Source organism: Pontivivens nitratireducens (assembly GCF_014235845.1).
GTDB classification, from domain to species: Bacteria; Pseudomonadota; Alphaproteobacteria; order Rhodobacterales; family Rhodobacteraceae; genus Pontivivens; species Pontivivens nitratireducens.
Genome location: NZ_JACJUQ010000004.1, coordinates 55,843 through 81,006 on the forward strand (window position 1 = coordinate 55,843; position 25,164 = coordinate 81,006).

26 protein-coding genes and 1 pseudogene are annotated in these 25,164 nt (G+C 64.1%); 10 read left to right on the forward strand and 17 right to left on the reverse strand.

All coding sequences use genetic code 11. From position 1 onward, the window contains the following. Positions 1-28: 28 nt before the first annotated feature. The 3 genes from H1S03_RS06080 to H1S03_RS06090 are packed head-to-tail and all read right to left on the reverse strand — an operon-like array spanning position 29 to position 2,304. Positions 29-727 carry a lysophospholipid acyltransferase family protein gene (locus H1S03_RS06080; RefSeq protein ID WP_185803628.1) on the reverse strand — a complete coding sequence of 233 codons (699 nt, stop codon included), beginning with the start codon at positions 725-727 and terminating at the stop codon, positions 29-31. A 9-nt stretch (positions 728-736) separates the two neighbouring features. Beyond that, positions 737-1,630: an FtsX-like permease family protein gene (locus tag H1S03_RS06085; RefSeq protein WP_185803629.1), complete on the reverse strand. Its 894-nt coding sequence runs from the start codon at positions 1,628-1,630 to the stop codon at positions 737-739. Next, positions 1,627-2,304, reverse strand: coding sequence for an ATP-binding cassette domain-containing protein (locus H1S03_RS06090; RefSeq protein WP_185803630.1), 678 nt, complete (start codon positions 2,302-2,304; stop codon positions 1,627-1,629). The genes H1S03_RS06085 and H1S03_RS06090 overlap by 4 nt, the downstream gene beginning before the upstream one ends. Before the next feature lie 172 nt (positions 2,305-2,476). Between H1S03_RS06090 and H1S03_RS17760 the strand changes: the two are divergent. Together H1S03_RS17760 and H1S03_RS06095 are read left to right on the forward strand one after the other, a co-directional pair. After that, positions 2,477-2,575: pseudogene (locus H1S03_RS17760) on the forward strand (zinc-ribbon domain-containing protein); the annotation flags it as partial. 21 nt (positions 2,576-2,596) lie between these two features. Further along, entirely contained in the window at positions 2,597-3,790 is a 1,194-nt protein-coding gene (locus tag H1S03_RS06095) for a hypothetical protein (protein ID WP_249777828.1), read from the forward strand. A gap of 4 nt (positions 3,791-3,794) precedes the next feature. On the opposite strand, the gene H1S03_RS06100 is transcribed toward H1S03_RS06095, so the two are convergent. The 5 genes from H1S03_RS06100 to argH all read right to left on the reverse strand — a co-directional run bounded on the left by H1S03_RS06100 (position 3,795) and on the right by argH (position 9,586). Next, on the reverse strand, positions 3,795-6,275 hold the full coding sequence (locus tag H1S03_RS06100) for a DUF4175 domain-containing protein (RefSeq protein WP_185803632.1): 2,481 nt from the start codon (positions 6,273-6,275) through the stop codon (positions 3,795-3,797). Between the two features lie 93 nt (positions 6,276-6,368). Further along, on the reverse strand, positions 6,369-7,646 hold the full coding sequence (gene lysA / locus H1S03_RS06105) for a diaminopimelate decarboxylase (protein WP_185803633.1): 1,278 nt from the start codon (positions 7,644-7,646) through the stop codon (positions 6,369-6,371). A gap of 13 nt (positions 7,647-7,659) precedes the next feature. Further along, entirely contained in the window at positions 7,660-7,977 is a 318-nt protein-coding gene (locus tag H1S03_RS06110; RefSeq protein WP_166189809.1) for a DUF2834 domain-containing protein, read from the reverse strand. 80 nt (positions 7,978-8,057) lie between these two features. Beyond that, positions 8,058-8,183: a hypothetical protein gene (locus H1S03_RS17635; protein WP_283810344.1), complete on the reverse strand. Its 126-nt coding sequence runs from the start codon at positions 8,181-8,183 to the stop codon at positions 8,058-8,060. Next, positions 8,180-9,586 carry an argininosuccinate lyase gene (argH, locus tag H1S03_RS06115; RefSeq protein ID WP_185803634.1) on the reverse strand — a complete coding sequence of 469 codons (1,407 nt, stop codon included), beginning with the start codon at positions 9,584-9,586 and terminating at the stop codon, positions 8,180-8,182. The genes H1S03_RS17635 and argH overlap by 4 nt, the downstream gene beginning before the upstream one ends. Before the next feature lie 42 nt (positions 9,587-9,628). Between argH and H1S03_RS06120 the strand changes: the two genes are divergently transcribed. Continuing rightward, a complete protein-coding gene (locus tag H1S03_RS06120; protein ID WP_249777829.1) occupies positions 9,629-10,219 on the forward strand; it encodes a TlpA disulfide reductase family protein in 591 nt (196 codons plus the stop codon). Here the strand turns inward: H1S03_RS06120 and H1S03_RS06125 are convergent. Next, positions 10,216-10,794, reverse strand: a complete 579-nt coding sequence (locus H1S03_RS06125) for a DNA-3-methyladenine glycosylase I (protein WP_185803635.1) — start codon at positions 10,792-10,794, stop codon at positions 10,216-10,218. The genes H1S03_RS06120 and H1S03_RS06125 overlap by 4 nt on opposite strands. Before the next feature lie 68 nt (positions 10,795-10,862). Here H1S03_RS06125 and H1S03_RS06130 point away from each other — a divergent pair, with 68 nt between their 5' ends. After that, positions 10,863-11,651: an EAL domain-containing protein gene (locus tag H1S03_RS06130; RefSeq protein ID WP_221892613.1), complete on the forward strand. Its 789-nt coding sequence runs from the start codon at positions 10,863-10,865 to the stop codon at positions 11,649-11,651. Here the strand turns inward: H1S03_RS06130 and phaR are convergent, their stop codons facing one another. Then, a complete protein-coding gene (phaR, locus tag H1S03_RS06135; protein WP_185803637.1) occupies positions 11,652-12,245 on the reverse strand; it encodes a polyhydroxyalkanoate synthesis repressor PhaR in 594 nt (197 codons plus the stop codon). It abuts the gene before it with no gap. A gap of 118 nt (positions 12,246-12,363) precedes the next feature. On the opposite strand from phaR, the gene H1S03_RS06140 reads away from it, so the two are divergent. From H1S03_RS06140 to yddG, 5 genes are all read left to right on the forward strand, one after another. After that, a complete protein-coding gene (locus H1S03_RS06140; protein ID WP_185803638.1) occupies positions 12,364-13,515 on the forward strand; it encodes an alpha/beta fold hydrolase in 1,152 nt (383 codons plus the stop codon). Between the two features lie 79 nt (positions 13,516-13,594). Further along, entirely contained in the window at positions 13,595-14,770 is a 1,176-nt protein-coding gene (locus H1S03_RS06145; protein ID WP_185803639.1) for an acetyl-CoA C-acetyltransferase, read from the forward strand. 64 nt (positions 14,771-14,834) lie between these two features. Then, entirely contained in the window at positions 14,835-15,557 is a 723-nt protein-coding gene (gene phbB, locus H1S03_RS06150; RefSeq protein ID WP_185803640.1) for an acetoacetyl-CoA reductase, read from the forward strand. Positions 15,558-15,764: 207 nt separating this feature from the next. After that, a complete protein-coding gene (locus H1S03_RS06155) occupies positions 15,765-16,502 on the forward strand; it encodes a glutamine amidotransferase-related protein (RefSeq protein ID WP_185803641.1) in 738 nt (245 codons plus the stop codon). Then, on the forward strand, positions 16,499-17,371 hold the full coding sequence (gene yddG, locus H1S03_RS06160; protein WP_185803642.1) for an aromatic amino acid exporter YddG: 873 nt from the start codon (positions 16,499-16,501) through the stop codon (positions 17,369-17,371). The genes H1S03_RS06155 and yddG overlap by 4 nt, the downstream gene beginning before the upstream one ends. Here the strand turns inward: yddG and H1S03_RS06165 are convergent. The 3 genes from H1S03_RS06165 to H1S03_RS06175 form a co-directional block, all read right to left on the reverse strand. After that, positions 17,352-17,516, reverse strand: coding sequence for a YdcH family protein (locus H1S03_RS06165; RefSeq protein WP_166189787.1), 165 nt, complete (start codon positions 17,514-17,516; stop codon positions 17,352-17,354). The two genes, yddG and H1S03_RS06165, sit on opposite strands and share 20 nt — an antisense overlap. Before the next feature lie 91 nt (positions 17,517-17,607). After that, on the reverse strand, positions 17,608-18,366 hold the full coding sequence (locus tag H1S03_RS06170; RefSeq protein ID WP_347339209.1) for a tRNA1(Val) (adenine(37)-N6)-methyltransferase: 759 nt from the start codon (positions 18,364-18,366) through the stop codon (positions 17,608-17,610). Then, positions 18,363-18,584: a putative signal transducing protein gene (locus tag H1S03_RS06175; protein ID WP_185803643.1), complete on the reverse strand. Its 222-nt coding sequence runs from the start codon at positions 18,582-18,584 to the stop codon at positions 18,363-18,365. The genes H1S03_RS06170 and H1S03_RS06175 overlap by 4 nt, the downstream gene beginning before the upstream one ends. Before the next feature lie 116 nt (positions 18,585-18,700). Here H1S03_RS06175 and H1S03_RS06180 point away from each other — a divergent pair, with 116 nt between their 5' ends. Beyond that, complete coding sequence (locus tag H1S03_RS06180) at positions 18,701-19,633, forward strand: polyprenyl synthetase family protein (protein WP_185803644.1); 933 nt, start codon at positions 18,701-18,703, stop codon at positions 19,631-19,633. A 12-nt stretch (positions 19,634-19,645) separates the two neighbouring features. On the opposite strand, the gene H1S03_RS06185 is transcribed toward H1S03_RS06180, so the two are convergent. The 4 genes from H1S03_RS06185 to H1S03_RS06200 form a co-directional block, all read right to left on the reverse strand. Next, entirely contained in the window at positions 19,646-20,479 is an 834-nt protein-coding gene (locus tag H1S03_RS06185; RefSeq protein ID WP_347339210.1) for a 4-(cytidine 5'-diphospho)-2-C-methyl-D-erythritol kinase, read from the reverse strand. Position 20,480: 1 nt separating this feature from the next. Next, a complete protein-coding gene (locus H1S03_RS06190; RefSeq protein WP_185803645.1) occupies positions 20,481-22,154 on the reverse strand; it encodes a tetratricopeptide repeat protein in 1,674 nt (557 codons plus the stop codon). A 140-nt stretch (positions 22,155-22,294) separates the two neighbouring features. Then, entirely contained in the window at positions 22,295-23,944 is a 1,650-nt protein-coding gene (locus tag H1S03_RS06195; protein WP_185803646.1) for an electron transfer flavoprotein-ubiquinone oxidoreductase, read from the reverse strand. A 70-nt stretch (positions 23,945-24,014) separates the two neighbouring features. Then, positions 24,015-25,106, reverse strand: a complete 1,092-nt coding sequence (locus H1S03_RS06200) for a phosphatase PAP2 family protein (protein ID WP_185803647.1) — start codon at positions 25,104-25,106, stop codon at positions 24,015-24,017. Between the last annotated feature and the right edge of the window lie 58 nt (positions 25,107-25,164).

A 25,164-nucleotide genomic window follows, 5' to 3' on the forward strand; every position in this document is an offset into this window, starting at 1 on the left:
TTTCGTCCCCTATCGCCGGGGGGCGATCTCAACGGTCTAGCAATCGGTCAGAAGCTGGCTCTATTTCTGCTTCGAGCTGGGTGATAAACACCGCCGGGTCTAGCCCTACGGGAATTTCCGGCAGGAACTCGACCACCGCGACGCCGGGCTTGCGCAGCAGGGAGTTGCGGCCCCAGAACATGCCTGCATTGGTCGCCGCTGGCACGCAGGGCAGCGCGAAACTCTGATAAAGCGCCGCGGCGCCCCGCTTGTACCGCGCCACCACACCGGGCGCGACCCGCGTTCCCTGCGGATAGATCACGATCTGTCCGGGATCGGCGCGTTGCTCCGCGACATTTTCCAACATCGCGCCCATCGCGCCTCTGGACTGCCTGTCCACCGGCGCGCAGCCGATCTGCATGGCGTAAAAGCCGACGATCGGGGTCCACTTCACGGATTTTTTCATCACGAATTTCGGGCGAGGCAAGGTGCCCATCAGGATGATGATGTCCAGAAAGCTCTGGTGTTTTGCCGCCACGATGCATTCGCCCTGGGGGACCTGCCCCCGAATCTCGACCTTCAGTCCGACGATGGTCCGCATCAGCCAGAACACCACGTGGCAGTAACGGCTCATGAACCAGTACGCCCAATCCTTGGACAGCATGGCCGGTATCGCGCCCGCCACTCCCATGACCAGCAGGGCGATGTACATCGCGGCGGTAAAGATCAGGGATCGGATCAGTAGCATGGAATGTCCTCAGCGGTCTTCGAGGTGACGCAGCGCGCGGAATGCGGCCATTCGGGTTGCGATAAACGCGGTCGCCGCGGCGATCAAGGGCACGGTGAGCAACAGCGCCCATTGTGCGCCCTGCGGGCCCAGCCGCGTGACGAAGGCTGCCTCCCGCGCCATGTCGGGCATGAACAGCAATCCCAGCGCCGCCAGCACGGTTCCGGCCACCCCACCGCCCAGGGCCCGCAGCGTGAAGCGGCGCACGAAGGCACCGGCGATGTAGTTGTCCTGCGCCCCGATCAGGCGCAGCGTTCCGATGATCTGTTCGTTTGCGGCCAGTGAGGCCTGTGCGGCCAGCGTGATCATGCCCGCCGTGGCCAGCGCGATCAGTCCCAGCGCGCCCAGCCCGAACAGACGCAGACGTTGCGCCGCCGCCACCATCGGGCGGCGCCAGCGGGTGTGGTCGTCATAGACGGCATCAGGTGCCTCTCCCTCCAGCCGCAGGCGCAGACTGTCGGCGTCGGGGCCGGCGACCGTCTCCTCCATCACGATGACGCGGGGCACAGGCAGCACGTCCAGCGTCAGGTCGCTGCCCAACCAGGGGGCCAGAAGGGCGCTTTGCTCCTCCTCGCTCAACAGCCGTGCGGACTGGATGCCGGGGGTCGTGCGCACGGCAATCAGGGCTGCCTCGGCCTGCGCGTCCATCTGCCCCTCGGGGGCCAGGATCGTCACGGTGGAGGAGCGCGCCAGCTCCGCCGACCATCTGTCGGCCAGTCGGTCCGTGGCGAAGCAGACCGCCAGCGCCGCCACGGCCAGCGCCGCCATGGCCAGCGACACCAGCGACACCAGCCATGCGGTGAAGCCGGAGGTCGGGACGATACCGTCCGCCGCCCCGCCCGAAAGCAAGCGATGCAGTTTCACAGGTCCGCCCCCGCCATTTGCAACCGACCCCGGGCCAAGCGCAGGACACGGGCGTTCACGTCCGCCTTTGCGGTTCGAATCAGATTCATATCATGGGTCGCGATCACCACGGCCTTGCCCAGCCTGTTCAACTCGACCAGCAGACGCAGAACCCTCTCAGCCATCGCCCAGTCCAGATTGCCCGTCGGCTCATCCGCCAGCACGATGTCCGGCGCACTGATGACTGCGCGCGCCAGGGCGGCCCGCTGGCGTTCCCCGCCCGACAATTCAGGCGGCAGGGCGTAGGCGCGACTGGCCAAGCCGACCCAATCGAGCAGATCGTCCAAATCCCGCTCGACCTCGGGACCGAGACGGCCTGCGACCTGCAATGGCAGCACGACGTTTTCGCGCAGCGTCAGATGATCCAGAAAGACGCAGTTCTGGTGCATCACACCGATCCGGCGGCGCGTCAGCGCCACATCGTTCCGGTCAAACGTCATCACATCGCGATCGAACAGTTGCATGCGGCCGTCGGTGGGTCGCAGCGCCAGATAGCACAGCTTGAGGAACGTGGTCTTGCCCGCTCCCGACGGGCCGGTCAGGAAATGGAAGGACCCGGGCGCGATGTCGAGCGTTACATCCGACAGGATGCGATCTTGCCCGTAGCTGAAGCCAGCCTGCTCGAAACCGATCACGTTCTTCCCCCAAACCGTTGCTTGCGGACCATTGCAGATGCGTATCGCGGGAACAATAGTTCGGCACGGGGGTTGGGGCCTAGGCACCGTCGGAATTGCGGGTTAATGTCCGTCATTGCGGTTGATCCTGAGGGGGGCGACCGGCTTGAAACAGTATTTCCGGGGGAATGACGTGCGCCTGATCTGTCCGAACTGCGCAACCCAGTACGAAGTTGCGGATGCCGATGTTCCGGTAACAGGCCGCGTGGTTCAATGTGGTGTTTGCGACAACGAATGGACCGCCACGCGACCCGTGAGCACGCAGGATTCGGCCGCGCCGGACTCCCCGGATGAGACTCCCGAAATGATCACCCCGGACTTCGCGGCGCCGGAGGAGATCGCCAGCGCCATTTCCGATGCCTTGGGGGAGCGGCCCGATTCCACACCCGAAGCTGTGCCTGATACTGCCGAAGAATATGCCGTGGATGACCGGTTGAGCATGGACCTCGATGAAGAGGAGGAGCAGCCGGATATGGCCGGGGCCTCCGATTTCGACGTCGAGGCATTGCGCTCGCTTCTGTCGCGACAGGTCTCCTCCCGTCAGGATCCTGCGGAAGCGCCCGCCGATCAGGCGACGAACGCGGGCGAGCCGGAACGCACCGACAGCGGCCCCACGATCGACGCGACTCCAGCGCCGATGCAGCACGAATATGCCGACGAACCGCATCCACCTGCCGCGCAGCCCGAGGAACCGGACATATCCACCGATTTCAGCATTCCGCCGGTGCCGCAAAGCGATACGATCCGCGCCGGGGCCGATGCCGCGTTCGAGGCGATGCGCGCGCGCCGCGCCGAAAGGCGGGCCGCCCGCCAGTCGGACGCAACGCCACCGACGTCACAAACCCTGATTGAGGAACCCGCAAGCGAGATTGACGAGGCGGATTCGGTTCTGAACGATCTGCGCCGTATCCTTGATGAGCCATCGCAGCCCGCAGCGACGTTGACACATGAGGCGGAGCCCGATGGGGATGCCGACGCTCTGGCGCCTCCGCCTGCCGCGCGGATCGAGCCGGAAACTTCCGATGTCACGCCCTTCCCCCCGGCGCGCGCCCGTCCACAACGCTCGGGCCGCCCTGGCGCGCATCCGGTATCCGATCATCCGGTGGAGCCTGCCGCCCCGCGAACCGCACGTCCTGCGCGACCCGGGCGACCTGGCGCCACCCCACCACCTGCCACCACGCTTCCTGCGGCTGCGAACGACAATGTGCCGCAGGAAAATGCGCCGGAGGATGGGCGCGCACCACACGAACAGACCGCCCCGACGACCGGTGGCAGAGGTGGTCTGGGTTTCGTGATGGCACTGATGCTCGCCCTGATCGCGGCGGCGGTCTATTTTCTGGCGGCCGATCTGGCCGCCGCCCTGCCGCCCATCGCGCCGGCGCTGGAGGCTTATGTTTCCACCATCAACTCGTTGCGGGCGTCCATCGCGGCCCTTGTGAACGGCTGACCCTTCAGAAACGGTCGAGCAGGCGGCGCAGGTAGTCGCGCTCCTCCACCGTTCTGTCGCGGTCGCCTGACCTGCGCCGGATTTCGTCGAGCAGATCGCGTGCGGACCCGATGGAGCCGCCCTCGGGGACCATATCCTCACCACTGTGCAGGGCCTGACCGTTCTGGGTCGGCCGGCCCAGCGGGTCGCGGCTTGCCGATTGCTGATCGGCTTCCGCTGCGGGATCGCCCTCACGCGGGGGGGCGTCCTCATCGTTGCCTTCGTTATCCAGCGCGCGAAGTGCCTCGCGCAATGCATCCATCGCCTGAGCCTGACTGTCGAGGGCCCCGCGCCCGTCGCCACGTTCCAGCGCATCGCGGGCATCGGCCATGTTGCGTTCCGCCTGATCCAGACGCTCCTGCGCCTCGGCGCTGCCCTGTCCATCATCCGAGCCTTCGAGCATGTCGCGCAAGGCTTCCTGCGTCTCGGCAAGACCCTCCAGCCCCGAACCGCCCTCGGAACCGGGGCCCTCACGGAACTGGCGCTGCAATTCTTCGAACGAACGGTCGGCAAGCTCCTGCTGTTGTCGCAAGGTGTCCTGCACACCGCCCTGACCTGTGCCGCCCTCGCCCCCCTGCTGCGGTTCGCCGCCCTGTCCCTGACCGTTCAGGGTCATTTGCATGTTTTCCATCATCTGCGCCAGTTGATCGAGCAGGCGCTGCGCTTCCTCACGCTGGCCGTTTTCGGACAGTTCCTGAATGCGGTCCATCAGATCCTGAATGTCCTGACGGCTCACCTCCATCCCGTCATCGCCCTGCTCCTGCGCGCGTTGCTGGGCGTCCGGATCGTTCTGCAAGGCCTCGGCCATCTCGCGCATATACTCACGCGTCGCCTCGCGCAGGTCCTGCATCAGATCCGCGATCTCGGCGTCGCTGGCGCCGTCCTGCAAGGCTTGGCTCAACCGCTGCTGTGCGCGGCGCATTTCAGCGGCGACATCGGCAAGGCGGCCGTCCTCGATCATCAGCGCGATGTCCCAAAGATGCTGGGCCAGAGTGTCGATCTGCTCCAATGTCGGGATGCCCTGACGGGCGGTATCTATCGCGGCGATGCTGTCGCGCAGGGCGTCCGTGACCCCGTCGGGCGTGTTCAGTTCGTCCGGCTGATACGAGACCGCACGCAACAACTGACCGACACGGCGGATGTTCTCCTCAGGAGCCCAAAGCAGGTCGCGGCGCTGCTCGACAATGGCACGGGCAAGCGGATCGTAAAAGGCGCGTTGCGGCAACACCAGTTCGCGCACTTCGCTGCGCCCGGTCTGGCCTGCGCCGTCCGTCGCCTCAAGCACCATCCGGACAGGAAGCCCGGCAAATGGATGTGTGGACAGATCGCGGGTAAAGACCTCAGCCCCGCTGCCCTGATCGCGCGAGGGCAGATCCAGATCGACGGTCAGATCAGAGCGCGTCACGGGATCGGGGATCAAGCCATGTCGCCGCTCGACCGCATCCAGATCGCGGGTGACGATCATCCTGGCGGAGGCAACCTGAAAATCATCCGCGACAGCGAAGGGAACCTCGGTCGCTCCGGCGCGCGCGCGGGTCACGTCGCCATCGAACCGTATCGTCGGGGCCTGATCGCCACTGACCGAGAAATTCCATTTGGCCAGCTGCGCCCCGCCCCGGCTGAGCGTGATCGCGCCGTCCTCCTGCAACAGCAGACGCGCATCGTTCAGGCCGGGGGCGACCTGACGCAGCGCACCGTCGCTGCCGACGCTGTGATCCAGCTCGAAACCCTCACCATAGGCACGCAGGGCGATTTCGGTGCCGGTGGGCAGGGACAGCAGATCGCCCTCACGCTCGGTCAGATAGATGGTGGGCAGCCCGGTATAGGACGGCGGGGTGGCCCAGGCCTCGAATGTAGGTCCGGCGGCGCGGGCACCGCCGATCTTGCCCAGACCTCCCGGATCGGTGCCCTGCACGAACAGCACCCCCGCCATCGCAGCCGTTGCCGCAACCAGCCGCAATGCGTAGCGGTCCTGACGCGAAACTTGCAGGTTCGGCGCGGGAACGCCGACGCCCTGCGCCGCAGCCTGCGCCCGTGCCATATGCGCGGACCAGACGGCGGCCTGCGCGGGATCGGTGGGCATGGCGGGGCGGTCGGTCAGCGTGGTCAGCAGGTTTCGGGCCGTGCCGCGATCCAGCCGCGTAATCGCATCGCCGGTCGTGGGCCAGCGAAAGCGGCGCAAACCCAAGGCGATCAACAACACCACAACGAGAGCAAATCCGGCGACGACCGGCCACAGGCCGGCATGCCCCGCCATCCAGGCGATGCCCCCGAATCGCAACGCCGCGTAGCCGCCCAACAACAATGTGCTGACCGGCCAGAAGGCCCGCGCCCCCCGTTCCGCCGCGATGACCAGACGCGTTGCGCGCAGGCGTCCGCGAAAGGCGTGCAGCGGGTCGAACTGAGGATCGGGCTCGTGTTCAGGCTGGCGATCGGTCTGGCGCATGAATGCTCCCTTCGCCATGGAAGGTAGCGTCTTGCCGCCCGATGGCCAAGCGTCCGGCAGCGTCACCCGCGATGACGTGATCGCGAGGGCGGCTCAGCCCTCGTCTTGCAACCAGTCGGGCACCGTGTCGCGGGCCAGCATTTCCTCAAATGTCGGACGCGCCCGCACCACGGCGAAGCGGTCGCCGCTGACCAGAACCTCAGGTATCAGGGGCCGCGAATTGTACTCCGATGACATGACCGCACCATAGGCCCCGGCGGACCGGAACGCGATCAGGTCGCCCGCCGCCATACCCGGCAGATCGCGCCCCTTGGCAAAGGTATCGCCGCTCTCGCAAATCGGGCCGACCACGTCGTAGCGGTGCGGCTCCAACCCCGGCTCAGGCTCGTTGACCGGAACGATATCGTGCCAGGCCTCGTACATTGCGGGGCGGATCAGGTCGTTCATCGCCGCGTCCACGATCAGGAAGGACCGGTCGGCACCGGTCTTGTCATAGATCACCTCGCTGACCAGCAGTCCGGCATTGCCCGCGATCAGACGGCCCGGCTCGATCTCGATCTCGCAGTCCAGATCACCGACGGTGCGGCGCACGACCTCACCGTAATCGAAGGGCAGCGGCGGGGCCTCGTTCGCGCGGACATAGGGTATGCCCAGCCCGCCGCCCAGATCCAGCCGCTTGATCGTATGGCCATCGGCGCGCAATTGCCGGGTCAGTTCCGCGACCTTGCCGAACGCGGCCTCGTAGGGAGCCAGATCGACCAGTTGCGAGCCGATATGAACGTCGATGCCGACAACCTCGATCCCCGGCAGGGCGGCGGCGCGGGCATAGGTGTCACGCGCGTTGGCGATGGGGATGCCAAACTTGTTCTCGGACTTGCCCGTCGCGATCTTGGCGTGGGTCTTCGCATCCACGTCGGGGTTCACGCGCACTGTGATCGGCGCGACCTTGCCCAGGGCGGTGGCCACGGCGGACAGACGCTCCAGTTCCGGCAGGCTCTCGACGTTGAACTGGCGGATGCCGTGTTGCAGCGCGTAGGTCATCTCCTCGGCGGTTTTTCCAACGCCCGAGAATACGATTTTCTCACCCGGCACCCCGGCGGCGCGGGCACGGCGATACTCACCGATGCTGACCACGTCCATCCCCGCGCCCAGCCGCGCCATGATGCGCAAGACGGCAAGGTTGGAGTTTGCCTTCATCGCATAGCAGATCAGATGCGGCAGACCGGCCAGCGCCTCCTCGAACACCTTGAAGTGACGCTCGAGCGTCGCGGTGGAATAGACGTAGAACGGCGTGCCGACGCTGCGCGCGATCTCCGTCAGGGGGACGTCTTCGGCGTGCAGGACACCGTCGCGGTACAGAAAATGGTCCATGTCGCAGCGCCTTTCAGTCCTGCCCGCGTGATCGCAGGAGGAGGTAGAGGGGCAATGCACATGACACCCCGATGCAGAAGATCGCGGGGATCGCCACCAGCGACGACCAGTCGCGGCGCACGCGCACCTCTGCCACGATCCAGATGATCAGGGCGGCCGCCGTGACGTTCAGGTCGTAGACCAGGCCGGTCGTCGCATCCGAGACATTCCACGCGCCGATCATCGCCGCCATCGACCAGTCGTTTTTCGCTAGCCAAGGCAGGAAATACGCCATCGGCAGGATCGTCCCCACCAGTGTCAGGATCAGATAGGTAATGCGCAGCGCAGACATCTCGCCCTCCGAATTTCGATTGCGCCCCGACCTAGCCACGCGCCCCGCGCATTGCAAGCAAACACCGCCGGCGCTCGGGATCAGTCGGTTGGCTGTACCTGCGCCCCCAACGCGGTGGAGGCTTCGGACGGTGGCAGCGGGTCGCCCTTGCGCCCGCAGGCGGCGGGGGCTGTCAGCAGGGCCGCGACGATCAGGATGCGGATCATGCGAGGGCCTCCTTCCACCGGGCGATCTGTTCGCGCACGCGCTCGGGCGATGTGCCGCCATAGCTGATGCGCGAGGCCACCGAAGCCTCGACCGTCAACACGTCGAAAACGCCCGCCGTGATCGACGGGTTCACGGACTGCATGTCGTCCAGCGTCAGGTCGGCAAGGTCACAACCGCGTTCCTCCGCCATTTTCACCAGCGCACCCGTCGCGTGATGCGCATCGCGAAACGGCAGGTTCGCCTCACGCACCAGCCAGTCGGCAAGGTCCGTGGCGGTGGAGAAGCCCGAGGCCGCAGCGGCGCGCAGCACCTCGGCGTTGGGGCGCAGATCCGCCACCATGCCGGTCATCGCGGCGAGGCTGAGCATCATGGAATCGGCGGCGTCGAACACCTGTTCCTTGTCCTCCTGCATGTCCTTGGAATAGGCCAGCGGCAGCCCCTTCATCACGGTCAGCAGGGCCACGGTCGCACCGACGATGCGGCCCACCTTGGCGCGCAGCAATTCGGCCGCATCGGGGTTCTTTTTCTGCGGCATGATGGATGACCCGGTGGAGAACCGATCGCTCAGCGTCACGAACCGGAACTGCGCCGACGCCCAGATCACCAGCTCCTCCGCGAAGCGGCTGAGGTGCATGGCGCAGATCGAGGAGGTCGTCAGGAACTCCAACGCGAAATCCCGGTCGCTGACCGCATCCAGCGAATTGGCCGAGGGTCGGTCGAAGCCCAGCGATTCTGCCGTCATGTGGCGATCAATGGCAAAGCCGGTGCCCGCCAGTGCCGCCGCCCCCAGCGGACTTTCGTTCATGCGCGCACGGGCATCGCGCACGCGGCTGCGGTCGCGGGCGAACATCTCCACATAGGCCATCATGTGGTGGCCCCATGTCACGGGCTGGGCGGTTTGCAGGTGGGTAAAGCCCGGCATCACCATGTCCGGCCCGGCCTCCGCCTGCGCAACGAAGACCTTCATCAGCGCGGTCAGCCCCGCATCCATCGCGTCGAACTGGTCGCGGGTCCACAGCTTGAAATCCGTGGCGACCTGATCGTTGCGGCTGCGTGCGGTGTGCAGACGCCCGGCAGGTTCGCCCAACAGCTCCTTCAACCGTGCCTCGATGTTCATGTGGATGTCTTCGAGCGCGGTGGAGAACGCGAAGTTTCCAGCCTCGATCTCTGACAAGACCGTGAGCAGCCCTTCCCGAATGAGCTCGGCATCGCTATCCGTCAGTATACCGGTGGCGGCCAGCATGGCGGCGTGGGCGCGTGAACCCTCGACATCCTGCGGGGCAAGTCGCCGGTCATATCCGATGGAGGCATTGATCGCCTCCATCAACGCATCGGGGCCGTCGGCGAAACGGCCGCCCCACATGGCATTCGACGATTTGGTTCCAGTGTTCTGGTCGGACATTCGGGGCCTCTAAACGGGGAGTATGGCGGGATGAGCGCTTGGATGACGGGACGCGGCGGCAGGATGCTGGCCGCAGTTGGATTGTTCTCGGGCCTGTTCTACGCAGGCTTTGGCGGCATGGCAAACCACGCTGTCGCACAGGGCGCATCGCAACTGGAACAAATCCGCCGCGATGACATGCGCAAACTGGACGTCCACGCCGAACCGCAGCAATTGCCGGGTGAGACGTTCACCGATCCCGAGGGCAATGCCTATACCCTGGCCGATTATGCCGGAAAGATCGTTCTGGTGAACTTCTGGGCCACGTGGTGCGCCCCCTGTCGTGAGGAAATGCCCGATCTCGACGCGCTCAACGCCGATCTGGGCGGTGAGGATTTCGAGGTCGTGACCATCGCCAGCGGGCGCAACAGCCTCAGCGGGATCCGGGCCTTCTTCGAGGAGGAGCAGATCGAAACCCTGCCGATCCTGCTGGATCCGCAGGGGCAATTGTCGCGCCGCGCGGGCGTTCTGGGCCTGCCAGTCAGCATTCTGATGAACCGTGAGGGGCGCGAAATCGCGCGTCTGCAAGGCGGCGCCCATTGGAACGACGCCCCCGCGCGTGAGATCATTGCAGCAGCCATCGCGGCGGACTAGACCTCGCTCCCCGCGCGGATAGCCTCGGCCCGGTGGCAGTCGCGCACGTGGTCGTTCACCATGCCCGATGCCTGCATGAAGGCATAAACGATGGTCGGGCCGCAGAACTTGAACCCTGCTTTCTTGAGGTCCTTGGAAAGCTGTCTGCTCACCGGCGTTTCGGCGGGCACATCCGCCATCGTGCGGGGGGCGTTCTGCTGCGGGTCGCCATCGACATGCGACCAGATGAAGGACGCGAATCCCTCCCGCTCCTCAATGGCGATGAACGCGCGGGCGTTGCCGATCGTCGCCTCGATCTTGCCCCGATGGCGCACGATTCCCGCGTCGCCCAGCAGGCGGGTCACGTCACTCTGATCATATCGTGCGATGCGGTAGGGGTCGAAATTGTCGAAGGCGGCGCGAAAGCTCTGCCGTTTGCGCAGGATGGTGATCCAGCTCAGACCGGCCTGAAACCCCTCCAGCACCAGCTTTTCCCACAGGTCGCGCCCGTCACGAACCGGGACACCCCATTCGGTATCGTGGTAATCAATATAGAGCGGATCGGTTCCGCACCACGAACAGCGTTCAGCCATCATTTCACCCTTTAACGATTCGTTCAGAACGCTGTCAGAACATACAGTCGAACTCGGAAAGGGGCGAGAAGATGCAGGCGCGGCTGGACGAGAAACCCTTTGATGATTCGCATGATCGAATGATCCTCGACGCGCTGGCCGCCGGCGGGACGGAGCTTGCCTTCCAGCCGATCCTGCGCAGCGGACCCCGGCAACGGATCGGTTTTTTCGAGGGGCTGGCGCGCCTGCGTCTGGAACGGGGTGAGGTGCTGATGCCCGGCGCATTCCTGCCCGTGATCGAGCAGGCGGGGCGCGGGCCGCAACTGGACCGCTATGTGCTGCGCCACGCGCTGGGAACTTTGGAGGACCGGCCGCGACTGCGCGTCTCGATCAATGTCGGCCTGCAAACGATGACCGATCCCGGCTGGATCAACCTGCTTCAGCGTGAGGTGGCGGACCGTCCCCATCTGACCGACCGCCTGATCGTGGAAATGACCGAACTGGCGGTGGCAGACCCCGACATAACCGTTCCGTTCACACGCACGGTGCGGGCACTGGGCGTTACGGTCGTGCTGGACGATTTCGGTGCGGGCCATACGGCCTTTCGCCAATTCCGCGATCTGGCACTGGATGGGGTCAAGATCGACGGCTTCTTCTCACGCGGGATCGAGAATGATGCCGACAACCGCTGCCTGATCAAGGCGCTGGTCGATATTGCCCGCCATTTCGAGATGTTCACCGTGGCGGAGTTCGTAGAAACCCCGGAACAGGCGCAGTGCCTGACCGATCTGGGCGTCGATTTCCTGCAAGGTCACCTGTTCGCCCCGGCCCGGCAACACCCGGACTGGATCACGGCAAATATCGCACAAGCCGCGATGTAATCAGGATTTTCGGACCAACTCGGACAACTGCTCCTGCATCTTGGCAAGCTGGCTCTTGAGATCGTCCAGCTCCACATCCTTCGCCTTTTCTGTGGGCGAGTCGGCGGTATCGGGTGCAGGTGCCACCGCAGTGGCAAAGGGGGTGAACATGCGCATGGTATTCTCGAACCATTCCATGTTGGAACGCGTCATCGCCTCGAAATTCGCGATGGCGGGGTTCGCCTCGAACGCCGTGCGGACCTGGGCGCGCATGTTTTCCTGATTTCGCGAAAAAGTGTCCATCGACGCGTCAAGATAGCCCGGTACGAACCCCTGAAGCGTGTCCCCGTACAGGCGAATCAACTGTCGCAGGAAATTGGTCGGCAGCATGTTCTGCCCCTTCGCTTCTTCTTCGAATATGATCTGAGTCAGGACGGATCGCGTGATGTCGTCCCCGGATTTCGCATCGTTCACCACGAAATCCTCACCGTCACGCACCATCTGTGCCAGATGTTCCAGCGTCACATAGCTGGATTTCGATGTGTTATAGAGCCGCCGATTGGCGTATTTCTTGATGATGATCGGCTGGTCCGGATCAACGTTCTTGTTCGCCATCGTATCGCTCCCCGGTGCGGTCTTAGGTGCCGTTAGAAAACCATAGTGCGCCGCACCCTCGCATCGCAACGCATATTTCGCACGCGCGCTGCCGTGCTGTCGTGCTATGAGCGCGTCGATGTCACATAGCGCCGAACCTGTCCGAAACCCGTCCGCCGGAACGCCTCCGGACTTCCGCGCGGCGGCGCCGGTGCCATTGCCGCTGCACCTTGCCCAATCCATCGTGCAACCGGGCGTGCCTCTGGATGTGCAAATGGACCGGCTGGACGCGATGCTGCGCGGGATCGAGATGTGGCGGGCGGCCCCCTGGCGCCGCCCCGACGATGAGACGGCCGTTTTGTGGTCGGAGGGTGCAACCACGCTGCGCGATTACGGCAACGGTCGGGGCAAGCCGGTATTGATCGTGCCCTCGCTGATCAACCGGTCCTACATTCTGGATATCACGCCGGAACGGTCCTTCCTGCGCGCTCTGGTCGAGGACGGCTACCGCCCATTATTGCTCGATTGGGGCGTACCGGGAGAGGTCGAGAAAACCCTGTCCCTCAACGATTATGCCGATACGCGGCTGCGTCCCGCGCTGGCCATATCCCGGGTTCTTGCAGGCGGTCCGGTTCCGGTGATCGGGTACTGCATGGGCGGGGCGCTGGCGGTCGCAGCCGCCGTGCGACGATCCGACGACGTGCGCGCGCTCGTGACCCTTGGCACACCGTGGAATTGTGCGGCGGCCTCTGCGATGGTGCGGATGATGCAGGATACCGCCCGCCCGCAGATCGGCACGTTGCGGGTCTTTTTCCGCACGGCGGCGCAGGTTTTCGGGGTGGTTCCGTCTGACCTGATGCAGGCACTGTTCGCAACGCTCGACCCCGGATTGGCGCGCCGCAAATTCGCGCGTTTCGCCCGGATGGACCAAGGCTCGTCCGAGGCGGGCCTGTTTGTTGCGGTCGAGGATTGGCTGAACGATCCCGTCACGGTCGCCCCCCGCGTGGCGGAGGAAGTCCTCCTCGACTGGCACGTGACCAACATGCTGGCCGCTGGCCAGTGGTCGTTGATGGGGGGGCCAGTCAGACCTGCGGACATTGCTTGTCCCACGCTGAGCTTCTGTGCGGCGAACGACCTGATCGCGCCGCCGCAAAACGCCGAGGCCCTGCCGCAGCAGATCCCTCAGGCGCGCATTCTCAAACCCGAAACCGGCCATGTGGGCATGATTGTCGGTTCGAAAGTTGCGCAATCCGTTCATGAACCCTTAAAAAATTTCCTGAAAGGGATCTAAAGTCGTAGAGATTCGTGGGTGCAAACGACAGAAGCTGCTTTTACGCTGCATTGCATGATACTGGGATTGGGAGAGTTACATGACTAATGTCGTCATCGCCGCAGCCGGGCGTACCGCTGTCGGCTCGTTCAACGGTGCATTTGCCAACACCCCCGCGCACGATCTGGGTGCCGCCGTCATTCGCGGCGTTCTGGAACGCGCGGGTGTGGACGCGGGCGAGGTCTCCGAAACCATTCTGGGGCAGGTTCTGACCGCCGCGCAGGGTCAGAACCCCGCCCGCCAGGCGCATATCAACGCCGGATTGCCCAAGGAAAGCTCCGCCTGGGGCATCAATCAGGTTTGCGGCTCTGGCCTGCGCGCGGTCGCGCTTGGCGCGCAGCATGTGCAACTGGGCGATGCCGACGTGGTGATCGCGGGCGGTCAGGAAAGCATGAGCCTGGCACCGCACGCATCCCACCTGCGTTCAGGCACCAAGATGGGCGATACAAAATTCATCGACACAATGATCCGCGACGGGCTGTGGGACGCCTTCAACGGCTATCACATGGGCCAAACCGCTGAAAACGTGGCGAACCAGTGGCAGATCAGCCGCGATCAGCAGGATGAGTTCGCCGTAGCCTCGCAAAACAAGGCAGAGGCCGCACAGAAGGCCGGCAAGTTCGACGATGAGATCATCCCCTTCACCGTGAAGGGCCGCAAGGGCGACACGATTGTCGACAAGGATGAGTATATCCGCCACGGCGCCACGATGGAGGCGATGCAAAAACTGCGCCCCGCCTTCACCAAGGATGGGTCCGTTACAGCGGCCAATGCCTCCGGCCTGAACGACGGCGCGGCGGCGACCCTGCTGATGAGCGTGGAGAACGCCGAACGGCGCGGCATCCAGCCCCTCGCCCGCATTGCGTCCTATGCCACCGCCGGTCTGGATCCCTCGATCATGGGGGTCGGCCCCGTCTATGCCAGCCGCAAGGCATTGGAGAAGGCCGGCTGGTCCGCCTCCGACCTCGAACTGGTCGAGGCGAACGAGGCCTTCGCGGCGCAGGCCTGCGCTGTGAACAAGGAAATGGGCTGGGATCCCGAGATCGTGAATGTGAACGGCGGCGCGATTGCCATCGGGCACCCGATCGGCGCGTCGGGCTGCCGTGTGCTCAACACGCTGCTGTTCGAAATGCAGCGACGTGACGCCAAGAAGGGTCTGGCAACCCTGTGCATCGGCGGCGGCATGGGTGTCGCCATGTGTGTCGAGCGCGACTGAGTTTCAATCGGGGAGGGTCCGAACGGCACCTCCCCCCAATCCAAAAAAATCGAGAGGAAACATAATGGCAAGAGTGGCAGTGGTTACGGGTGGCTCCCGCGGGATCGGAGCGGCAATCTCCAAGGCGCTGAAGGCGGCCGGATGCGAGGTCGCAGCGACCTATGGGGGCAACGACGAGGCCGCAGCGGCCTTCACCAAGGAAACCGGCATCAAGACCTACAAGTGGTCCGTCGGTGACTATGACGCGTGCAAGGAGGGCATCGCCCAGATCGAATCCGATCTCGGCCCGGTGGATATTCTGGTCAACAATGCCGGCATCACCCGTGACGCCCCGTTTCACAAGATGACGCCGCAGCAGTGGCATGAGGTCATCGACACCAACCTGACCGGCGTGTTCAACATGACGCACAATGTCTGGCCGGGAATGCGTGAGCGCAAGTTCGGCCGCATCGTCACGATCTCCTCCATCAACGGTCAAAAGGGTCAGTTCGCGCAGGCGAACTATGCTGCCTCCAAGGCAGGCGATATCGGCTTTACCAAGTCGCTGGCCCAGGAGGGCGCACGTGCGGGCATTACCGTGAACGTCGTGGCCCCCGGCTATGTCGGCACCGACATGGTCATGGCCGTGCCCGAGAAAGTGCGTGAAAGCATCATCGGCCAGATCCCCGTCGGTCGTCTGGGTGAGCCGGAGGAGATCGCGCGTTGCGTGGCGTTCCTCACCGCTGACGATGCGGGCTTCATCACCGGCTCCACCATCACTGCGAATGGTGGGCAGTACTTCACCTGAGGTGATCTGACCGCGAACCTGGCAAACGGCCCGCAGCACCCCTGCGGGCCGTTTGTCGTTCACACCATGCTTGCGGCCAAGCGCATCGCCACGGCGACGAACGCGGCACTGATGCGGGATCGTGAAATCGTGACATTGCAGTGATTCTCACCCTTGGCGCGGGGAGCCCGCAGGCCTATCGTCCGCACGATTCGGAGGAGACGAACGATGCGCATCGGCATTCTGGAGACGGGTGAAGTCTCAGGTGATATGGCGGACAAGCACGGCTCCTACCCGCCGATGTTTCGCCGCCTGCTCGACGCGGCGGATGGTGATCTGACCTACCAGACCTTCAGCGTCGTGCGCGGTGTCATGCCCGACGATCCCGAACAGGCCGATGCGTGGCTTATCACCGGCTCGCGCCACGGTGTCTACGATCCGTTCCCGTGGATGGAACCGCTCAAGTCGTTTCTGCGCGATTGCCTTGCCCGGCGGGTTCCCGTTGTGGGCGTCTGCTTTGGCCATCAGCTTCTGGCGGAGGCGATGGGCGGAAAGGTCGAGAAATCCAGCAAAGGCTGGGGGCTGGGTGTGCATACCTATCAGATCACGACCCGCCCCGATTGGATGGAGACGGCCGGCGATACATTCTCGACACGCGCCTTGCATCAGGATCAGATCGTCGAATTGCCGCCCGAAACCGTGGTTCTGGCACGGTCCGAATTCTGTAACTACGCGGCCCTCGCCTATGGAGACGCCGATGCCCCCATCGCCATCAGCGTGCAGCCGCATCCCGAATTCGACGCGGACTTCGTGCGCGAAATCATCTTGAGCCGGATTGGCGATGCGGTCCCGGAAGATGTCGGCACCGCCGCGCTGGAAACGCTTGACCAGCCGGTGCATAACGTGGACTGGGCGCGCTGGATGGTCCGCTTCATGCGGGAGGCAGCCGCACGGCGCGCGGCATGAATCCCACTCTCATCGGCGCGGGCGCGGTTGGTTTGTGGGCGACACTGGCGCTTTTGACGGTTCTGGCGGGTGACGTGCCGCCGTTCCAGTTAACCGCGTTCTGCTTTGCGATCGGCGGCGCGATCGGTGTGATCTGGACCGCTCTGGGACGGGGCTTCGGCGCGATACGCGGGCTTGGATGGCGGGTCTGGATGCTGGGTATCGGCGGGTTGTTCGGCTATCATTTTTTCTACTTCACCGCCCTGCAAAACGCACCACCGGCGGAGGCTGGGCTGATCGCCTATCTGTGGCCCCTGCTGATCGTGCTGTTTTCGGGATTGCTGCCCGGGGAAACCTTGCGCCGCGGGCACATCATCGGCGCCTTGGTCGCGTTCATGGGGGCCGTGCTGATCCTGGCCGATGCGAACCTCAGCTTTTCCGGCGAATATGCCTTGGGATACGCAGCCGCGATCCTGTGCGCGGTGCTGTGGTCCGGCTATTCCGTATTGTCGCGCCGTTTCGGCAGCGCCCCCACGCAAAGTGTCGCATTGTTTTGTCTGGTGACGGCGGTACTCTCGACCGGGGCACATCTGCTGTTGGAGGAAACGGTCTGGCCATCGCAGCCGAGCGGCTGGCTGGGGCTGGTGATGCTGGGTCTCGGCCCTGTCGGTGCCGCGTTCTATCTGTGGGATATCGGGGTGAAGCACGGGGACATCCAGCTTCTCGGAACGGTATCCTATGCCGCGCCATTGCTGTCCACTCTACTTCTGATTGCAACCGGGTTTGCGCCGTTGACGTGGACGCTGGCCGCGTCTGCAATTCTGATCACCGGCGGGGCGGTCATAGCCGCCCGCGCCGGATCAGGAAAATCTAGGAGCGGAGCCGGCTGATTTCCTCCTTCAGTCGCAGCTTTTCCCGCTTCATCTCGGCAATCTGAAGATTGTCGGAGGCTGGGCTGCGTTGCTCCGTTTCAATGGTCTGGGACAGGATTTGATGCTTCTTCTGAAGTGCGCTGACATGTGAGGTAACGCTCATTCTTGGGGTACTCCTTCCATCCAGATGACAGTCCGAGTATTTCGCCACATATTCATATAACTGTCATGTCTGGTTTTTTACGCAATTTTACTTATATTGCGGCGAGCGAAAGGCAGGCCCCTTCGCGCAGCACCCCGGACGCCAGCGCGCTGAAATGCGAAACGTCCCCCGGATGCGAATCCCCCTCGTGCACAACCATAGGTGGCAACAGCTTCAAGGGTGCGCGTGCGCCCTTGATGGCCTGTACGATAACCCGCTCCGCCGCCCGCCCTGCCCGCGCGGCCAATGGCAGGATCAACACACCGCCGGTGCGACCTTGCAGGGGTGCCAGAATATCCGCCAGCCGGTCGGTGCGGTTGATCATGGTGAAGGTTCCACGATCCCGCAGCCGCCGCAGGCCCGAATCGATCCACGTAGCCAGGGGCGTATCCTCGACATGTGCCGTTCCGCGCCCCGGATCGTTGGGCCGAATCCCCTGACCTGCGCCGAAAAAGGGCGGGTTGGCGATAACATGATCGAATCGTTGGGCGCGCAATTCCGGCGGCATTCGCGACAGGTCCCCCTCCAAAACACGCGCGCCTTGGGGCAGGTTGCGCCGCGCCAATTCGGCGTAGTCGCGCTGCATCTCGATACCGGCCAGATCCAGCCCCGCCACGCGCGCGTTCAGACAGGCCAGTGCCGTGCCCGCACCGCAACCCAGTTCCAGCACACTCTGCCCCGAAACCGCAGGGCAGGCCGCTGCCAGCCAGACGGGATCGGTCGCGGCGCGGTATCCCTTTCGTGGTTGCCAGATATGCACACGGCCGCCCAGAAATGCATCATGGGTCAGATCCGTTTGGGCAAAGCTCACCTGCGCTCACTCACTTCGACGTCATTGTCGCGCAGGATCGCACGGGCGCGAAAGGCGTCAGCGCGCGCGACTGACATGCGTCGTGGCAGCACACCTATCGAACCTTCCAGCACGCTCATATGGACGTCCATGACGAACGTCTCTATCTGTTCACCGCGTAGCAATGCTTCGGCAAAGCTGAGTGTGACCGGATCGTTGGTGCGCAGTATTTCTTCCATGTGCCGGGTGTAGCCGGTGCCCCACAAACCGTCGAGTCCCCCCAGGGGCCGGTGCGAGCAAGGATAGTGAATTGACCTCTCCGATAATACGCCTTCAATCTCTGCTCGAGACGCGCATGAATGCGGTGAACCACCTGATCGCCACCCGGATGGAGAGCGAGAACGCCCCCCGCATCCCCGAGGTGACGGCCCACCTTATCGGCGCGGGAGGCAAACGGATACGCCCGCTGCTGACCCTCGCGGCGGCAGGGCTGTACGGCTATGACGGTGAGCATGACGTGAAGCTGGCAGCGACGGTGGAATTCATCCACACCGCCACCCTGCTGCACGATGACGTGGTGGACGAAAGCGATCAGCGACGCGGGCGTCCGACCGCCAACCTGCTATGGGACAATCAGTCCAGCGTTCTGGTGGGCGATTATCTGTTCGCACGCTCGTTTCAGTTGATGGTCGAGGCGGGCAGTCTGCGCGTGCTCGACATTCTGGCCAATGCAGCCGCCGTGATCGCCGAGGGCGAGGTCCTGCAATTGTCCGTCGCGCGCAACCTCGCCACGCCGGAGGAGACCTATATCCGCGTTGTCCGCGGCAAGACGGCCGCCCTGTTCGCCGCCGCAACCCAGGTGGGCGGTCTGGTCGCCGGCGCGTCCGAGCGGGACATCACGGCCCTGTGCAATTATGGGGACGCGTTGGGCATCGCGTTCCAGATCGCCGACGATCTGCTGGATTTGACCGGCGACGATATCGGCAAGGATACTGGCGACGACCTGCGTGAGGGCAAGCTGACCCTGCCCGTCATCCGCGCCATCGCGGCCTCTGACGCGCAGGAGCGTAGCTTCTGGGAACGTCTGATCGGACGGGGCCGGTATCAGGAGGGTGATCTGGACATCGCGCTCGGCATCTTCGCCCGGCACAACATTCTGGAAACGGTGCGCGCCACCGCGTTCGACTATGTGGCAAAGGCGCAGGCGGAACTGGAGATTCTGCCCGATACGCCGATCCGCGCGGAACTGCACGATCTGGCGGATTTCGTGGTCTCGCGCCTGCGCTGAAGGCGGCCTGGCCTAACGTCCGACGGGCGCCGCCGCGACCCACCAGCCGGGATGGGCATCACGCACCCGGTCCGCCGCGCGCAGCGCCGCCGCCTGCTCCGCATAAAGACCAAAACATGTCGCGCCCGAGCCTGACATCCGCGCGAACGGCGCGTCATGATGCAGGGCCCTGAGCACCTCACCGATCACCGGCGACAACTGCTCGGCCGGGAATTGCAGATCATTGCGCTGCCTGGTGAGCCATTTCACAAAGCCGTCAAAGTCACCGAAGCTGTCGGGCATATCCATCGGCGCTTTGTCGGCATGATCCAGGCGCGCGAAAACCGCAGGGGTCGCCATGCCGACACCCGGATTGACCAGAACCAACCATGCGGGAGGCAACGCGGGCACCAGCTGCAACACCTCCCCTATGCCGCGCATCCGGGTCGGGACCGATGCCAGACATACCGGCACATCGGCACCCAGCGGCGTCAGATCGGCAGCGGCTGGCAGGGTGAGGCCGTGCAACCGGGACATTGCGCGGATCGTCGCCGCAGCGTCAGCCGAGCCGCCCCCGATACCGGATGAGACCGGCAATGCCTTGGTCAGACGCAGCGCCCCGCTTACACCCAAATGCCGTGCCGCGCGCAACACCAGATTATCGGGCGTAGCGCCGATTCCGCTGCCGAAGGGGCCGTCGATGGCCAGGGACAGTCCTGGTCCGGCCTCCACCTCCACCACGTCTCCAAGATCAGCGAAGACCACCAGCGAATCGAGCATATGCAGCCCGTCGGGCCTGCGTCCTGTCACGTGCAGTGTCAGGTTGATCTTGGCCCGGGCGAGCTCCCGTATCGACGCGTCTACCACCTCAGTTCGCAGCCTCCTGCGCCAGAACCGCGTCCAGACCGATGTCGAGCTTCAGGCGGATGCGGCTCTCTTCCTCAGGCTCCGGCTCGAAGGACAGGGCGCGCTTCCACTGAAACTCCGCCTCGCGCTTGCGCCCGACGGCCCAGTAGACATCACCCAGATGGTCGTTGATGATCGGATCGACGGGCGCCAGTTCCACCGCACGTTCCATCGGCTCGATCGCCTCCTCGAAACGCCCGAGGCGGTACAGAACCCAGCCAAGGGAATCGGTGATGTAGCCGTCATAGGGGCGCTGATCGACGGCACGGCGGATCATCTCCAACGCCGCATCCAGATCGCGCTTCTCCTCGACCAGCGAATAGCCCAGATAGTTCAGAACCAGCGCGTTGTCCGGCTCCAGTTCCAACGCCCGGCGCAGGTCAGCCTCCGCCGCCGTCCAGTTGTCCGCATTGTGATGCGCCACCGCACGTTGATAATAGACCAGCCAGTGCTGTGGCGACGGCTCCCCCAGCAGTGACACAGCCATGTCGAAGGCCTCTATCGCCTCAGCCGGGCGGTCGGCGCGGCGCAAGGTATCGCCGTGCAGGTAATGCAGGCGCATGCTGTCGGGATAGGCGCGCGTCAGACCGGCCAGAACAGCGATTGCATCGTCCTGACGCCCATCATTGGCAAGCGCTTGCATGCGACCCAGTTCCGCCTCCACGAATTGGGGTGAAGTGCTGGACACCGCATCGAATGCATCGGTTGCCAGCGTGTACTGCCCCTGCTCGTTCAGCACGGTGGCCACCAATAGCTGCGCCTCGGCGAAGTCCGGCTGAATATGCGCGGCAAGGCGGCTGTAGATCAATGCGACGTCAGCGCCTTCCTCCCCCAGAACGGAGGCGAGGTCGAACAGAACCTCCGCGATGCCGTCATCCGGGGTCTGCACCAGATCGAACTGCACGGAATCGTCCTGTTCGATCCGGGTGCGCAGCACCTCGAACGTGCGGTCGCCGAAGCCTGTGGCCAGCACATCGTCCGCAACCGCCAGCGCCGTTTCCTTCTGTCCGGTGGCGGCCAGCAACTGGATGCGCGCCTGGGTGGACCGGCGGTTCAGGCGAACCGGACCGGTATCGCCCCCCTCCATCCTGCGCGATGCGGCCTCGACCTGTCCGGTCAGCGCCAACGCCAATGCGGAGTGAAAGGCCGCGAAGACCTCGTAGGTCTCATTCCCTGAAACCGCATCGAACAAGTCCAGCGCCGCAGCCTCATCCCCCAGTGACATCATCAGCCAGCCGCGCAACAGCTCCGCCAACAGGGGCGTCATGCCCTGCTCACCCTGATCCAGCCGCGCCAGGGCGCGGGCCGGATCGTCGCGACGGATATCATGCGTGATCGCAACAAGGGTTGCGAACTGGTTCTCGGAATTCAGCGCCAGCAGCCGTTCCGCGATGCTGGCCGCGACACCGACCCGCCCGGCGGAGACTTGCGCCTGCATCGCACGTTGCAGCAATTGCGTGTCTTCACCGTCATAGCCGAGGGCACGGGTGTAGTAGAGCGCCGCCTGCACATGATCGTCGCGCAGCTCCGCCTGCGCGGCCGCCAGATAGGATCCGGACAGACTGCGTGCCTCGACCATTGTGGGCAGCAGCACCGACAGAGCTGTCGCGAATGCGAAAAGGGAGCGGACGGGCATGGGCAAACCTCGGAATTCTCGTTTTGCACACCCTAGGCATCCGACCGGAGGAGGGCAACGCGACACGACCCGAACCGGCCCGTGGCAGGATCGCGGGGTCGGGCGCGCGTCGCAGCGCACGCCCGAAAGTTCTCAGCCGATTACATGTTCGGATAGTTCGGCCCGTCGCCGCCCTGCGGAACCGTCCAGACGATGTTCTGGAGGGGATCCTTGATGTCGCATGTCTTGCAGTGGACGCAGTTCTGACCGTTGATCTGGAACGATTTCTCACCTTCCTGACCCACGAATTCGTAAACGCCCGCAGGGCAGTAGCGCTGCGAAGGTCCGGCATATTTCGGCAGGTTCACATGCGTGGGCAGATCCGCATCCTTCAGCTTGAGGTGCGTCGGTTGATCCTCGGCATGATTGGTGCCCGAAAAGGACACGTTGGTCAGCCGGTCAAAGCTGAGCTTCCCGTCCGCCTTGGGATAGTCGATGGGCTGGTGACGCCGGGCGGGTTCGGTGCTTTCCGCATCGGTCTTGCCGTGCTTCAGCGTGCCCAGCAGGGGCTTTCCGAACAGCGACGCCCACCACATATCGAGGCCGCCCACGACCATCGAGGCGATCAGACCATAGCGGGACCACAACGGCTTGACGTTGCGCACCTTGATCAGATCCTTGCCGATCGCGCCGGTCTTGACCTCCTCGGTGTAGTCGGACAACTCATCCGACTGGCGACCAGCCGCGATGGCAGCATGCGCAGCCTCGGCCGCGGCCTTGCCCGACAGCATCGCGTTGTGGTTGCCCTTGATCCGCGGCACGTTGACGAGGCCGGCGGAACAGCCCAGCAGCGCGCCGCCCGGGAACGCCATCTTGGGGATGGATTGGAACCCGCCCTCGGTGATGGCGCGCGCGCCATAGGCGACCCGCTTTCCCCCCTCGAACACAGGGGCGATGTCGGGGTGATGCTTGAACCGCTGAAACTCCTGATAGGGCGACAGGTAGGGGTTCTTGTAATTCAGGTGCGTCACGAAACCAACGTAGACCTGATTGTTTTCAGCGTGATACAGGAACGAACCGCCGCCCGCATTCTTGCCCAGTGGCCAGCCCATGGTGTGCGTGACCTGCCCCAGCTTGTGATGCTCGGGCTTGATATCCCAAACCTCCTTGATGCCCAGTCCGTATTTCTGGACATCGCAATCCGCGTCGAGACCGTAGCGCGCGATGGCCATCTTGCTCAACGAACCGCGCACGCCCTCGGCCAGGAAGACGTACTTGCCGTGCAATTCCATCCCCGGCTCGTAGCCCGCGCCCTTGGTGCCGTCCTTCTCGATGCCGAATTCGCCTGCGACGACGCCCTTGACCTCTCCGTTATCGCCATAGACCAGTTCGGAGCAGGACATGCCGGGAAAGATTTCGACGCCCAGCGCCTCGGCCTGCTCGGCCATCCAGCGGCAGACATTGCCCATTGATACGACGTAGTTGCCATGGTTGTTCAACAGCGGCGGCATCGGAAAGTTCGGGATCTTGACCGATCCGTTCGGGGCGAGGACGAGGAAGCGATCCTCGGTCACTTCGGTCGTGACAGGGGCCCCCTTCTCACGCCAATCGGGAATCAGCGCGTCCAGGCCGATGGGATCCAGCACAGCACCGGACAGGATGTGCGCTCCGACCTCGGACCCCTTTTCCAGAACGACGACGTTCATGTCAGCGTCGAGTTGTTTCAGCCGGATCGCAGCCGACAGGCCAGCAGGCCCCGCACCGACGATGACGACATCGTATTCCATGGCTTCACGTTCGACTTCAGACATATTTCGGCTTCCTTTGCATGGGTCCGGGCAATTTCATTTCGTGACAGGTATGGGGCCGGGCATTGCCCTGTCAATCGTATGCACGTGTATCAGGTGGCATCTCTTGCATCTTCTGCCCTGTTCTGGCGGGATTTTTCGTCAACCATCCCGCACCGATCCAGACTGCGATCACCGATATGATAGAAGCGTATCCATCAATGGCATAGTGCCAGCCATAGATCACACTGCTCCACTGCGTCAGTACACAGAACCCGATCCCCAACACCCCGGCAAGGCGCCCCAGCGACATCAGGTATACCATCACCAGCGCCGCAATGCCGACATGTACCGAGGGAAACGCCGATATGCCAAGACCCAGCCGGCCCTGCCGCAGCTCCACGTTCGCCCACAGCAAGTCCTGCAAGACCCGCACTGCATGATCGGGCGGCAGCAGGCCCTCCCGATGCTGCATGTATTCGGCATATCGGGGAATGCCGCTCAATGATTCGTAATATACCGGACCGACGGATGCGAACGCTGTCGCCGCGATATTGCCCAATCCGATCCAGACGAAGACATAGACGATCAGCATTCGATCACGCCGTGCCGTATCGGTATCCAACGCAGCCACCAGAACCGGCAACACCATGGATATGACGGCCCAGCCGTAATTGTAGCCGATAAAGGCGAGCCTGGGGGGAACGACCTCGACCAGGGGCCAGTACAGACGCCATGCGTCCTGCCCGCCATGCAGCGCATGATCCAGCCGCGCCAGCCACGGATCGGCCCAGAAGCCGAAGGGTAAAGACACCATGCCCTTGACCACGGCAAAGGCCGGCAGGAGGTACAGGTACAGACCGCAGCCGATCAGAATCGCTGCCAGCAGCCGCGTGGCCAGCCCCTGGGCCGCGCCGCGCCACAGTCCGTAGAACGTCACGAACAGGCTCAGCCCCAGCAGGACGAGGACCAACACGGCGTCCCGCGTCCCCCGCATCGCCATTTCGACGACGCCGTGCGGCTCACCCAGCAATTGCGTCATCACCACCGTGGCCAGCAGATAGATGCCGAATGCCAGATTGAACAGGATCGGACCCGACAGCGCGGCGCGCGGCGACCTCTCACCCGCTGCCCGCGCAGGCCCTGTTCGCGCAGGCCCGGTTTCAGCCGTTCTCAGTTGCCGCACGCCTCGGGTTCCCTTGCAACTCACCAACTGCGAACCTATCGTCAATTGACAGGCCGTG